This is a genomic window from Sphingomonas sp. CFBP 8765, assembly GCF_014841445.1.
In the GTDB taxonomy this organism is placed as follows: Bacteria; Pseudomonadota; Alphaproteobacteria; order Sphingomonadales; family Sphingomonadaceae; genus Sphingomonas; species Sphingomonas aerolata.
Window position 1 is genome coordinate 816,149 of the sequence record NZ_JACYTY010000001.1, and the last position, 12,026, is coordinate 828,174.

General features: G+C 67.6%; 10 protein-coding genes. 6 read left to right on the top strand and 4 right to left on the bottom strand.

The window, feature by feature from the left end:
- Positions 1 to 71: 71 nt before the first annotated feature.
- The 4 genes from IFT87_RS03910 to IFT87_RS03925 all read right to left on the bottom strand — a co-directional run bounded on the left by IFT87_RS03910 (position 72) and on the right by IFT87_RS03925 (position 7,280).
- Positions 72 to 2,891, bottom strand: a complete 2,820-nt coding sequence (locus tag IFT87_RS03910; RefSeq protein ID WP_192007590.1) for a TonB-dependent receptor — start codon at positions 2,889 to 2,891, stop codon at positions 72 to 74.
- A gap of 333 nt (positions 2,892 to 3,224) precedes the next feature.
- Positions 3,225 to 3,755 (bottom strand): translation initiation factor IF-3, encoded by a 531-nt coding sequence (gene infC / locus IFT87_RS03915; RefSeq protein ID WP_031396176.1) that lies wholly within the window; start codon positions 3,753 to 3,755, stop codon positions 3,225 to 3,227.
- Positions 3,756 to 3,854: 99 nt separating this feature from the next.
- Positions 3,855 to 5,846: a threonine--tRNA ligase gene (gene thrS, locus IFT87_RS03920; RefSeq protein ID WP_031396175.1), complete on the bottom strand. Its 1,992-nt coding sequence runs from the start codon at positions 5,844 to 5,846 to the stop codon at positions 3,855 to 3,857.
- A gap of 618 nt (positions 5,847 to 6,464) precedes the next feature.
- Positions 6,465 to 7,280, bottom strand: coding sequence for an LD-carboxypeptidase (locus IFT87_RS03925; RefSeq protein ID WP_037532016.1), 816 nt, complete (start codon positions 7,278 to 7,280; stop codon positions 6,465 to 6,467).
- A gap of 48 nt (positions 7,281 to 7,328) precedes the next feature.
- On the opposite strand from IFT87_RS03925, the gene IFT87_RS03930 reads away from it, so the two are divergent.
- The 6 genes from IFT87_RS03930 to IFT87_RS03955 all read left to right on the top strand — a co-directional run bounded on the left by IFT87_RS03930 (position 7,329) and on the right by IFT87_RS03955 (position 11,819).
- The gene (locus IFT87_RS03930; RefSeq protein ID WP_192007592.1) at positions 7,329 to 8,753 is read left to right on the top strand and encodes a glutamate ligase domain-containing protein; all 1,425 of its coding nucleotides are present in this window, start codon (positions 7,329 to 7,331) and stop codon (positions 8,751 to 8,753) included.
- A gap of 36 nt (positions 8,754 to 8,789) precedes the next feature.
- Entirely contained in the window at positions 8,790 to 9,044 is a 255-nt protein-coding gene (locus IFT87_RS03935) for a DUF6356 family protein (RefSeq protein ID WP_031441081.1), read from the top strand.
- A gap of 582 nt (positions 9,045 to 9,626) precedes the next feature.
- Positions 9,627 to 10,034, top strand: coding sequence for a hypothetical protein (locus tag IFT87_RS03940; protein WP_037531170.1), 408 nt, complete (start codon positions 9,627 to 9,629; stop codon positions 10,032 to 10,034).
- Positions 10,031 to 10,234: a helix-turn-helix transcriptional regulator gene (locus IFT87_RS03945; RefSeq protein WP_031394295.1), complete on the top strand. Its 204-nt coding sequence runs from the start codon at positions 10,031 to 10,033 to the stop codon at positions 10,232 to 10,234. Before IFT87_RS03940 ends, IFT87_RS03945 begins: the two co-directional genes overlap by 4 nt.
- Before the next feature lie 38 nt (positions 10,235 to 10,272).
- Entirely contained in the window at positions 10,273 to 11,010 is a 738-nt protein-coding gene (locus IFT87_RS03950; RefSeq protein ID WP_037531168.1) for an alpha/beta fold hydrolase, read from the top strand.
- Positions 11,011 to 11,015: 5 nt separating this feature from the next.
- A complete protein-coding gene (locus IFT87_RS03955) occupies positions 11,016 to 11,819 on the top strand; it encodes a hypothetical protein (protein ID WP_426291171.1) in 804 nt (267 codons plus the stop codon).
- Positions 11,820 to 12,026 lie beyond the last annotated feature (207 nt).

The window sequence follows — 12,026 nt, forward strand, 5'->3', positions numbered from 1 at the left end:
CCCCCGCCACAAACGAAAAAGGCCGGCCCGCTCTCCCGAGCGGACCGGCCTTCCCTAGCGACGTTGAACGATCAGAACCGCGTCCGCACCGTCAGCCCATAGGTCCGCGGCTCGGCGAGGTACGAGGTGAAGATCTGGTTCCCCACCCCGCCAAACGCCTTCACCTGGTCGAGATTGCCCGCGCCCTGGAACGGCGCATTGAACCCGACCTGCTGGTAATCGGTGTCGAGCAGGTTCTGCGCCCACAATTCGACCGCCCATTTCTGCGCCGGCCCGCGGATGCCGATCCGCGCGTTCATCAGGAAGAAGCCGTCCTGCGCCTTCTCGGTGAACAGGTCCGACCCGGTATTATAATCGCTGGTCATGCGGCCATCGATGTAGAAGAGCCCGGTGATCCCCGACGACCCCAGCTCGGGCGTCCACGTCCCCGACGCGGTGACCGTGTGCTTGGGCGCGTTCGACAGCGTGTTACCCGACAGCAGGAACAGCGCGGGGTCGAGTGCCTCGCCCGTCTCCGACCCGACCAGGTTGTTCTTGAAGGTCGTGTCGACATAGGTGTAGCCGAGGCTCACCGCGACGTCGCGGACCGGGAACAGCCCCGCCTCGAGCTCGACGCCCTGCGACCGCACGCCGTATTTCACGTCGCCGGTGCACGCGCCCGTCGCCGCACTCGCATCGCGATCCGCGCCGTTCAGGCTGGTGTCGCACGAGCTGATGTTCTGGACGATGAAGTTGGTGCCGTTGAACGTGTTCAGCTGGAAGTTCTTGAACTCCTGGCGGAAGCCCGCGACGTTGAAGGTGAACTGCGCGGAGGTGAACTTCAGCCCCAGCTCATAGGAGTTGACCGTCTCGGGATCGAACCGCAGCCGGCTCGCGCTCGCATTGGTCGGCGCCGCGAACACGTTCGCGGTCAGGTCCGACCGGTCGAGGTTGTAGCCGCCCGCCTTGTAGCCGCGTGAATAGGACGCATAGAGCAGCGTGTCGGTACGCGGCTTGTACGACACGATCCCCGTGCCGCTGAACTCGCCTTCCTTGAACCCGTCGTTCAGATCGAGCCCGTTCAGCGCCGAGGTCGAATTGCCCGTGCAGGTCAGCGTGACGATCCCGCCGACCAGCGTCTTCAGGCTGGCGGGCACCGCCGCGCTCGCCAGCAGCGGGCTCAGCGCCGCCTGCTGCGCGGGGCAGACGGTGTTGTTGTTGTTGAAATCGGCGTGGAAATCCTTCGCCTCATGCGTGTAGCGAAGCCCGCCGGTGATCGACAGCTTGTCGGTGACCTTGAAGATGTTGTGCGTGAAGAACGCGTAATTCTCGCTGTCCTGATAATAGGTCGACCGCTGATCGCCCAGATTGTTGAGCGTGCTCAACCGGTCGATGCCGCTCAGGATGGTACCGGTCAGCGCGCCGAAGGCGGGCTGCGTGCCCGGAGCCTGTCCGGACAGGACCGCACGTCCCGCCGCGCTGAGGCAGCCCGGATTGGCCGGATTGCGCAGCGCCGCCGCCGGGTTGACCGTCGCGACGATCCGGCACGCGGCGAACGCGCCATATTGCGTCCCGAACTTCAGATTGTCCGCGACGACCAGGTCTTCCTTCGAATAATAGCCGCCGACCAGCCAGTCGAGCTTGTCGTCGAACAGCGATCCGTTCAGCCGGACTTCCTGGCTGAAGGTGTGGAACTGGCGATAGCTGTTGCCGTCGTCCGCACGGTAGCCGATGTCGAGATTGCCGTAATCGATGTCCGCCGCGCCGCCCGACTTGTACTCGCGGTACGCGGTGATCGAGGTCAGCTGCGCAAAGCCGAGGTTCGCGTCGATCTGGCCCGAACCGCCATAATCCTTGGTGATGTTCGAATAGGCGCGGCCCAGCGTGTTGGCGATGCGGCGGTTATACGGGTCGCCCTGGCTCGGGAACACCGCGCCCATGCTCTGCATGACCTGCTGGATGCGGTTGCCCGCGGGGTTGATCGCGAAGTCGCCCGCGACGCCCGGCGTCGGATCGATCTTCTCGCGCGTGTCGATATAGACCGCACCACAGCATTTCTCGTCACGCCGCGTGTAATCGCCGATCAGCCGCACCGACACGTCGGCGCTCGGCTCGAACAGCAGCTGCCCGCGCACGAAATAGCGGTTGCGGTCGTTGTAATCGGTCTGGTTGATGACGTCGTAATAATAGCCGTCGCGCTTGCCGAACACGCCGTCGAGCCGGAACGCCAGCTTGTCCTTGATGATCGGCCCGGTCAGCCCGCCCGCGATGCGGATATTGTTGTAATTGCCATAGGTCGCGTCGCCATAGCCGCCGAACTGGTAGGACGGCAGCTTGGTCAGGATGTTGATCGTGCCCGCCGATGCGTTGCGCCCGGCCAGCGTCCCCTGCGGTCCGCGCAGCACCTCGATCCGGTCGACCTCGCCCAGATCGTTGAGCCCCGAACCCGTGCGGCTGCGATAGACGCCGTCGATGAACACCGCGACCGAGCTTTCGAGGCCGGGATTGTCGCCGACCGTGCCGATGCCGCGGATACGCGCCGAGGCGTTCGCCTCCGACCCCGTCGACGAGATCAGCAGCGACGGCGCGAGCTGCGTCATCTGGCGGATGTCGGTCGCACCCGAATTCTGCAGCGCGGCCTGGCCGACCGCGGACACCGCGATCGGCACGTTCGACAGCCGCTCGGAACGCCGGGTCGCGGTGATGACGATGTCGCCTGCGTTGATCGGCTGGGGATTCGCGTTCTCGGCGACCGGAGGCTGCTGCGCATCGACCGACGCGGCGGCGGTACCCGATGTATTTGAGGGTACGGTCTGCGCCTCGGGCTGCGTCGTCGGGACATCCTGTGCGAAGGCCGGCGCCGCGATCGCGATCGTCGCGGCGGCAGACAACAGATATGCGGTCATGCGCATGGGCATCTCTCCTGGCGGCTTCGAATTATTTCGAATTTCCGGTTTGGTCAGGAGGTAATTGGAATTTTCATGCAGCGTCCACCGATTTCCGTATGCGGAAGTAACTTTCCGGTCGCTGTGTCGCACTTCCGCAACACCGAGCAATAACACCGCGTGATAGCCCCGAAATCGATGCATCGCGCACGGGCGGTTCGACCGCGGCGATTGACGCTACGGAAAGGGTCATGGTGACCTGCACCCCAACGCAAACGGCCCACCGCCCCGAACAGGGGGCGATGGGCCGGTCGCTATCGTCGTATCGCGTCCCGCATCGTGGGCCGCGTCGTCACGCCGTTACTTGGGCGCGAGCACCATCAGCATCTGACGGCCTTCCATGCGCGGATACGCCTCGATCTTGGCGATCTCCGCGACGTCGTCCTGCACGCGCTTCAACAGGTTCATGCCAAGCTGGCCATGGCTCAGCTCGCGGCCACGGAAGCGCAGCGTGATCTTGACCTTGTCGCCCTCGCCGATGAAGTCGTTTACCTTCTTCATCTTCGTGTCGTAATCATGGTCGTCGATGTTCGGACGCATCTTGATCTCCTTGATCTCCTGCGTCTTCTGCGACTTGCGTGCGAGGTTCGCCTTCTTCTGCGCCTCGTACTTGAACTTGCCGACATCGAGGAACTTGGCGACGGGCGGATCGGCGTTGGGCGAAACCTCAACCAGGTCCAGACCATGCTCGGCCGCCTGCTCGATCGCTTCGCGCGTGTACATCACGCCCAGATTCTCGCCCTCGTGATCGATCACGCGGACCTTCTGGCTCTGGATGAATTCGTTGAATCGCGGGCCGTTCATCGCGGGCGTCTGCATGGGCCGGCGCATCGTGGGAGGACGTATGGGGGTTGCTCCTGTTGTTTCTGACGAAGTATTTGGGCCGGCTTATAGCGCAGAAAGCTCTGCGCGGAAAGCCGGCCTCGTCCATCACATATCGGGAGCGCGCGCCTCGATCGCAAGGCGTGCCACCGCCTCGTCGAGCGACAGCATCTCCTGCCCCTGGCTGCCCAGCCGGCGAATCGCGACCGTCGCCTCGTCCGCCTCGCGCTTGCCGACCACGAACAGCACCGGCACCTTGGCCAGGCTGTGCTCGCGCACCTTGTAGTTGATCTTCTCGTTGCGCAGGTCGGTCTCGACGCGGATCCCCGCCTTGCGCAGCGCGGCGACGACACTGTGCGCATAGTCGTCCGCATCCGACACGATCGTCGCGACCACCACCTGCACCGGCGCCAGCCACAGCGGGAAGCGCCCGGCATGATGCTCGATCAATATGCCGATGAACCGCTCGAACGTGCCCAGAATCGCGCGGTGGAGCATCACCGGCCGGTGCCGCTCGCCATCCGCGCCGACATAGGACGCGTCGAGTCGCTCGGGCAGCACGCGGTCCGACTGGATCGTGCCGACCTGCCACGTCCGCCCGATCGCATCGGTCAGGTGGAATTCGAGCTTGGGCGCATAGAACGCGCCCTCGCCCGGCAGCTCCTCGAAATTCGCCTTGATCGTGTCGCTCAGCGTCGACTGCATCACCGCCTCGCGCAGCTCGGCCTCCGCCTTGTCCCACATCGCGTCGTCGCCGAACCGCTTCTCGGGCCGCAGCGCGAGCTTCACCGCATAATCCTCGAAGCCCAGATGCTTGTACACGCTGTCGAGCAGCTCGCAGAACTTGCGCACCTCCTCGACCAGCTGGTCCTCGCGCACGAAGATATGCGCGTCGTCCTGCGTGAACTGGCGGACGCGCATGATCCCGTGCAGCGCGCCATGCGGCTCGTTGCGGTGGCAGCAGCCGAACTCCGCCATCCGGATCGGCAGGTCGCGATACGACTTGATCCCCTGCTTGAAGATCAGGACGTGCGCCGGGCAGTTCATCGGCTTGAGCGCCATCAGGTCGCCCTCGCCCGACAGGACCGCGCCCTCGTCTTCCACATTGGGGATCTCGTCGGGCACCACGAACATGTTCTCGCGATACTTGCCCCAGTGGCCCGACTGCTCCCACTGCTTGGCGTCCATCAGCTGCGGCGTCTTCACCTCGGCATAGTCCGCAGCATCGAGCCGCCGGCGCATATACGCCTCCAGCTGGCGCCACAGCACGAAGCCGTTGGGATGCCAGAACACCGACCCCTGCGCCTCGGACTGGAGGTGGAACAGGTCCATCTCCTGCCCGATCTTCCGATGATCGCGCTTGGCGGCTTCCTCCAGCCGGAACAGGTGCTGGTCGAGCTGCTTCTTGTTGAGCCAGCCGGTGCCGTAGATGCGGCTGAGCATCGCGTTCTTCTGGTCACCGCGCCAATAGGCACCGCTCACGCGCGTCAGCTTGAACGCGGCGGGATCGAGCTTGCCGGTCGATACCATGTGCGGCCCGCGGCACATGTCGAGCCACTCGCCCTGGCGATAGATGGTCAGCTCCTCGCCCTCGGGCAGTTCGGCGGCCCATTCGGCCTTGAACGTCTCGCCCTGCTCGGTCCACCGGTCGATCAGCTGCTGGCGGCTCCAGACCTCGCGCAGGAACGGCTCGTTCCGCGCGATGATCGCCCGCATCTCCGCCTCGATCGCGGGCAGGTCCTCGTCGGTGAACGGCCGGTCCTTCGGCGCGAAGTCGTAATAGAAGCCGTCATCGGTCGCCGGCCCGAACGTGATCTGAGTCCCCGGGAACAGGTGCTGCACCGCTTCGGCCATCACATGCGCCAGGTCATGCCGCACCAGCTCGAGCGCATCCGCCTCGTCGCGCGCGGTGACGAGCGCCAGCTGCGTATCCCCCTCGAACGGCCGCCCGAGATCCCGCACCTGCCCATCGATCCGCGCCGCCAGCGCCGCCTTGGCAAGCCCCGGCCCGATCGCCGCGGCAACATCCGCGGGCGTAGTCCCGGGCGCAACCTCGCGGACGGAACCGTCGGGAAGCGTAATGCGGAACATGGCAGACATGAGGAACTTTCTCGTGATGGAAGAGCGGCGCTTATGCCGTCGCCCAGCCGATATAGGCAACCCGCCACGCACCGACACCCCACGAACCGCCCCCATGTTCCCCGGCAAAGGCCGGGGCCCAGTTGGGAAACGTCGCCGACAAAGGACCGCGCCCAGTTACGCCGACCTCACCACCTGGACCCCGGCCTCCGCCGGGGAACCACCCCCGTCATCCTGACGAACGTCAGGACCCAGAGCCACGCCGCGCGCGCCGCGACCCCAGCACACCGCAATATCCCCGCGACCACCCCCAAACTCCACCCCGGCGAAGGCCGGGGCCCAGTTGGGAAACGTCGCCAACAAAGGACCGCGCCCAGTCACGCCGACCTCACCACCTGGACCCCAGCCTCCGCCGGGGCGGACCCACCCCCGTCATCCTGACGAAAGTCACGATCCAGAGCCAAACAGCGCGCGCCGCGACCCCAGCACACCGCAATAACCCCGCGCCCCTCCCCAAACTCTACCCCGGCGAAGGCCGGGGCCCAGTTGGGAAACGTCGCCGACAAAAGACCGCGCTCAGTTACGCCGACCTCACCAACTGGACCCCGGCCTCCGCCGGGGTGGAAGCAATCTGCCCCCTCACCCCACCCCAAACGGCACCACATGGTTCCCCTGCGTGTGCCCCACCTCGGCCCGCCCCAGATACGGCACCCCCATGTCCCGCGCCCAGCGCACCATCATGTAATCCAGCGTCTCCCCCCAGGCCGGCTCGTTCGCCTGCACCGCAGTGACCGCCCCCAGCCTGAGCCCGGCAATCCCCTTCAGCTGCGTCGCGTTCGCCACTTTGAACAGCATCCGGTCGATCGCATACATCGGCTCCGACACCTCCTCGACGATCAGCACGTGGTCGGTCAGGTCGGGCAGCCACGGCGTCCCGATCAGCGACGTCAGGATCGAAAGGTTGAACGCCGCCGAGGGCTGCCCCCCGAGCCCCGGCTCGAGTCCCGAGCGATTCCCCCGCGCCATCCACCCCAGCGACCGCGCCACCGTCGCCTCGCCGTCATGCCGGTTGATGTCGCTCACCATCGGCCCGTGCGCCACCCGCCCGATCCGCCGCGCGTAGAGCGCCCCCAGCAGGAACCCGACATCCGAATAGCCCAGATACGTCTTGTGCCGTGCCGCGCGCCCCAGCTCGGGCATCACCATCTGCAGGATCCGGTTCGCGCCATAGCCCCCGCGCAAAAACCAGATCGCGTCGAACGCCGGATCATTGGCGTATTCGAGAAACGCCGCCGCCCGCGCGAAATCCGACCCCGCGAAATGCCCGTCGGTCGCGGTGCATTGCGGATGGAACACCAATTCGACCTCGGGAAACGCGCGCGCCGCATAGGCGGTGACCACGGGGATAGCCGAGGGATTGGTCCGGCTCGACGCGGCGAGAACACCGATGCGCATGGTTCGTCCTGTCTTGCCCCGTTACGCAACCGCCGATAGCGCGAGCACATGGATATCACCAACCCCTCCGACCAGACCGCCGCCGACCAGCCCGCCTATTTCTTCATCGGCATCGGCGGGTCGGGGATGATGCCGCTCGCGATGATCCTCGCGGGCCGCGGCGCGACCGTCGCGGGCTCGGACCGCAATCTCGACCAGGGCCGCGTCCCCGCCAAGTTCGACGACCTCGCCGCCAAGGGCGTCGCGCTCTTCCCGCAGGACGGCAGCGGCATCGTCTCCGCGGACCAGCACGTCGTCGCCTCCGCCGCGATCGAGCCGACCGTGCCCGACATGATCGCCGCCGCCGCGCTCGGCTGCCCGCGCGCCACCCGCGCCGAGCTGCTCGCCTCCCTGTTCAACGACAGCCGCCTGCCGATCGGTGTCGCCGGCACCAGCGGCAAGTCGACCGTCACCGGCATGATCGGCTGGATCCTCCACACCACCGGCCGCGACCCGACCGTGATGAACGGCGCGGTGATGAAGAACTTCGCATCCCCCGACGCCCCATTCGCCAGCGCGCTGGTCGGAGCCGGCGACAGCTTCGTCAGCGAAGTCGACGAAAGCGACGGCTCGATCGCGCATTACGCGCCGAAGATCGCCGTCCTCAACAATGTCAGCCTCGACCACAAGTCGCTCGACGAACTCCGCGCGCTCTTCGGCACCTTCATCGCCAAGGCCGAGACCGCGGTCGTCAACGCCAACGATCCCGACGCCGCCGCGCTCGCCGCCCGCCTCCCCCGCGGCCAGGTCACCACCTTCGCGATCGACGCGTCGGCCGACCTCCGCGCCGAGAATCTCGCCCCTGAACCCTTCGCGATTGGCTTCGACCTCGTCTCGCGCGGCGTCCGCACGCGCGTGAAGCTCGCCGTCCCCGGCCGCCACAACGTCGCGAACGCGCTCGCCGCGATCGGCGCGGCGATGGCCGCCGACGTGTCGCTGCCCGACGCGGTCAAGGCACTCGCGAGCTTCACCGGCCTGCGCCGCCGCTTCGATCTGGTCGGCACGGCAAACGGCGTCGCGGTGATCGACGATTTCGGCCACAACCCCGACAAGATCGCCGCGACGCTCGATACGCTCCACGCCTTTCCCGGCCGCCTGCTGATCCTCTTCCAGCCGCACGGCTATGGTCCCTTGAAGGTCATGGGCACCGAACTCGTTGCCACCTTCGTCGAGCGCATGGCGCCCGAAGACCTGCTCGTCCTCCCCGACCCGGCCTATTATGGCGGCACCGTCACCCGCGAGGTCACCAGCGCCGACATCGTCGCCCGGATCGCCGCGGAGGGCCGCGACGCCCGCCACATCGCCGACCGCGCCGACGCCGCCGCGCTGCTGGTCGCCGAGGCGCGCCCCGGCGACCGCATCGTCGTGATGGGCGCGCGCGACGACACGCTCAGCCTGCTCGCGGCGACCATGGTCGAATCCCTCGCCGGCTGATAGGATAAGCCCGATCCCCCGTCCGGAGACCCGCCGATGTTCCGCCGCCTCTTCCTCGACCATCCCGCCACCGTCGGCGAAAGCTATGCCGAGCATTTCGGCGTCGCGAGCCGGTTCGGCGTGACGATGATCGCCGGCGGCCTCGGCGCCCTCGTCCACGCGGTCATCCCCGCTTTGTGCAAGACCAGCGGCAGCGACACGGTGCGCGAACTCCACCGCCAGATGGTCGCCAAACGCGGCGCCGTCGCCGCCGACCAGACCCAGATGAAGACGGTAGAATTCATCATCTGACCCCGTCCCCCCGCAAAAGCGGGGGCCCAGGACGAAGGCGGTAAGCGCCGCCCTCCCCCACCCGTCATCCTGACGAAAATCAGGACCCAGAGCCAAGCAGCGCTGCGCCCCGTGACCCTGGATCCTGGGTCAAGCCCAGGATGACGGCGGTTGAGTGCAGCCCCCCACCCGTCCTCCCGACGGCGAGGAAGCGACGCCCACCCCCCACCCGTCATCCTGACGAAAGTCAGGACCCAGAGCCAAGCAGCGCTGCGCCCCGTGACCCTGGATCCTGGGTCAAGCCCAGGATGACGGCGGTGAAGTGCAGCCCTCCACCCGTCCTCCCGACGGCGGGGAAGCGCCGCCCTCCCCACTCGCCATCCGGACGGCGGGGAAGCGCCGCCCCCCTCCCCCGTCATCCTGACGAAAGTCAGGATCCAGAGCCAAGCAGCACCGAGCCCTGCCACCCTGGACTCCCGCCTACGTGGGAGAACGGCCAGTCGCGATCGCATCCCCTCAACCCCACCCCCGCTGTAAAGCCACCTTGACTCCCACACCCCTAGATGACAAGTTTCCTTTACCGATTCGAAAGGACGCTTGACCATGCACAAGAGCCCCGCGCTGCGCCGCTACAACGCCACCGTTCTCGGTCTCAGCCTTGCGTATATGGGCACGCTGTTCGGCGTGGTGGCGCTGTTCCGCAGCCATCCGCCGACCGGCCCGCTCGCCTATCTTCTCGCAGTGCTGCCCGCGCTCCCGCTGCTGGGCGTCTTCCTCGCCTGGGGGCGCTATCTGCGCGACGAGCCCGACGAATATATCCGCACGATGAACGTCCGCCAGACGCTGATCGCCACCGTCTTCATGCTCTGCGCGACGACGATCTGGGGCTTTCTCGAAAGCTTCGGCCTCGCGCCGCATGTCCCGGCCTATTCGGCGGGTGTGCTCTGGTTTGCCGGCCTGATGCTCGGCGGGTGCCTCAACATCGCCGCGGTGCGCGCAGGGACCGTATGAAGAACCGCCTGAAAGTCCTGCGCGCCGAACGCGACTGGAGCCAGGGCGACCTCGCCGACCGCCTCGACGTCTCGCGCCAGAGCGTCAACGCGATCGAAACCGGCCGCTACGACCCCTCGCTTCCGCTCGCCTTCCGCATCGCCGAGCTGTTCGGCCTCGCGATCGAGGACATCTTCACCAGCCCCTCCGCACCAGCCTGACCTATCCCGACCCGCCCGCTTTGGCTAAAGCCCCGCGCATGACCGACACCACCACCCCCGCGCCGGACCGCCCCCGCCTCGCCTATCACCACACGACCGGCACCGGCCCGACGATCGTCTTCCTGTCGGGCTATGGTTCGGACATGACGGGCACCAAGGCGGTTACGCTCGAGGCCTGGGCGAAATCGCAGGGCCGCGCCTATCTCCGCTTCGACTATGGCGGCTGCGGCCGCAGCGAGGGCGCGTTCGAGGATCAGACGCTCGTCGACTGGCGCGACGACGTGATCGCGATGCTCGAGGCGCTGGCGGACGGCCCCGCGGTGCTCGTCGGCTCGTCGCTCGGCGGCTGGCTGATGCTGCTCGTCGCGAAGGCCCGCCCCGATCTGGTCGCGGCGCTCGTCGGCATCGCCCCCGCGCCCGACTTCACCGACTGGGGCTTCACCCCTGAGGAAAAGCTGACGCTGCTCAGCGCGGGCCGGCTCGAACGCCCCAACGACTACGGCCCCGAACCCACCATCTACACCCGCGGCTTCTGGGCGTCGGGCGAGGCGAACCGGCTGATGTTCGGCTGGATCGAGATCCGCTGCCCCGTCCGCCTGATCCAGGGCCAGCGCGACAAGGCGGTGCCGTGGCTACGCACCACCCGGCTCGCCGAGCTGCTTCGTTCAGCCGATGTGCAGACACTGCTCGTCAAGGACGGCGATCACCGCCTGTCACGCGATTCCGACATCGCGCTGATCATCCGCGCGGTCGAGGATGTGATCGCCCGCCTATGATCCTGATGCTGCTCGCCCCCGCGCTGCTCCTGTCCCAGGCCGCCAGCCCCGCCGCGAAACCTGCCGCCAAGCCGACAGCGGCACCGGCGGCCAGGTCCGCCGCCGCCGGCCCCGCCGACGATGCCACCCGGCTCCAGCGCTGCATCGCGACGATCGCCACCGATCCGGTCGCCGCGCGTGCCGAGGCGGGCCGCTGGCGGATGGCGGGCGGCGGCGCCGCGGCGCGCGACTGTGGCGGGCTCGCCTTTGCCGCGGAAAAGAACTGGGCCGCCGCCGCCGCCGAATTCGAGAGCGCGGCGCGCGACGCGCAGCTCGCGCACGACGATCGCGCCGCGACCTATTGGGCGCAGGGCGGCAATGCCTGGCTCGCCGCGGGCGACGCGACCAAGGCGCGCACCGCGCTCGATTCGGCGCTCACCGCGGGGACGCTGACCGGGCTCCAGCTCGGCGAGGCACGGCTCGACCATGCGCGCGCGCTCGTCGCCGCGGACGATCTCGCCTCCGCGCGCACCGATATCGATCTCGCGCTGACCACCGCGGGCGACGATCCGCTCGCCTGGCTGCTGTCCGCAACGCTCGCGCGGCGGATGGGCAATCTGCCCCGTGCACGCGGCGACATCGCCGAGGCGCTCAAGCGCTCCCCCGACGACGCCTCGGTCCAGCTTGAGGCGGGCAACATCGCCGCGCGCGACGGCGACGAAACCCGCGCCCGCGCCGCCTGGGCCGAAGCCGCGCGCCTCGCCCCCGACACCCCCACCGCCCGCAACGCCATCGCCGCGCTCCGCCAGTTCGACCCGCCCAAACCCTGATCCGCCCAAACCCTGATCGACCGTGAGAGCCGCGCCCGCCCAAACGTCATTCCCGCGCAGGCGGGAACCCAGACTGGCAATCCTCACGGCCCGGCCACCACCGTCCGCCCCTCTGGATCCCCGCCTCCGCGGGGATGACGGACGGAGGATAGGGGCGCGGCAACAGTCTCCATGGCGAATGCCCCACAACCCCGTCCGCCCCTCTGG

Bases quoted from the DNA above. Each gene is read 5' to 3' on its own strand.
- IFT87_RS03950 (WP_037531168.1), top strand. From the start codon at position 10,273: ATGACCGACACCACCACCCCCGCGCCGGACCGCCCCCGCCTCGCCTAT.
- IFT87_RS03925 (WP_037532016.1), bottom strand. From the start codon at position 7,280: ATGCGCATCGGTGTTCTCGCCGCGTCGAGCCGGACCAATCCCTCGGCT.
- thrS (WP_031396175.1), bottom strand. From the start codon at position 5,846: ATGTCTGCCATGTTCCGCATTACGCTTCCCGACGGTTCCGTCCGCGAG.
- IFT87_RS03910 (WP_192007590.1), bottom strand. From the start codon at position 2,891: ATGCGCATGACCGCATATCTGTTGTCTGCCGCCGCGACGATCGCGATC.
- infC (WP_031396176.1), bottom strand. From the start codon at position 3,755: ATGCGCCGGCCCATGCAGACGCCCGCGATGAACGGCCCGCGATTCAAC.
- IFT87_RS03940 (WP_037531170.1), top strand. From the start codon at position 9,627: ATGCACAAGAGCCCCGCGCTGCGCCGCTACAACGCCACCGTTCTCGGT.
- IFT87_RS03955 (WP_426291171.1), top strand. From the start codon at position 11,016: ATGCTGCTCGCCCCCGCGCTGCTCCTGTCCCAGGCCGCCAGCCCCGCC.
- IFT87_RS03935 (WP_031441081.1), top strand. From the start codon at position 8,790: ATGTTCCGCCGCCTCTTCCTCGACCATCCCGCCACCGTCGGCGAAAGC.
- IFT87_RS03945 (WP_031394295.1), top strand. From the start codon at position 10,031: ATGAAGAACCGCCTGAAAGTCCTGCGCGCCGAACGCGACTGGAGCCAG.
- IFT87_RS03930 (WP_192007592.1), top strand. From the start codon at position 7,329: ATGGATATCACCAACCCCTCCGACCAGACCGCCGCCGACCAGCCCGCC.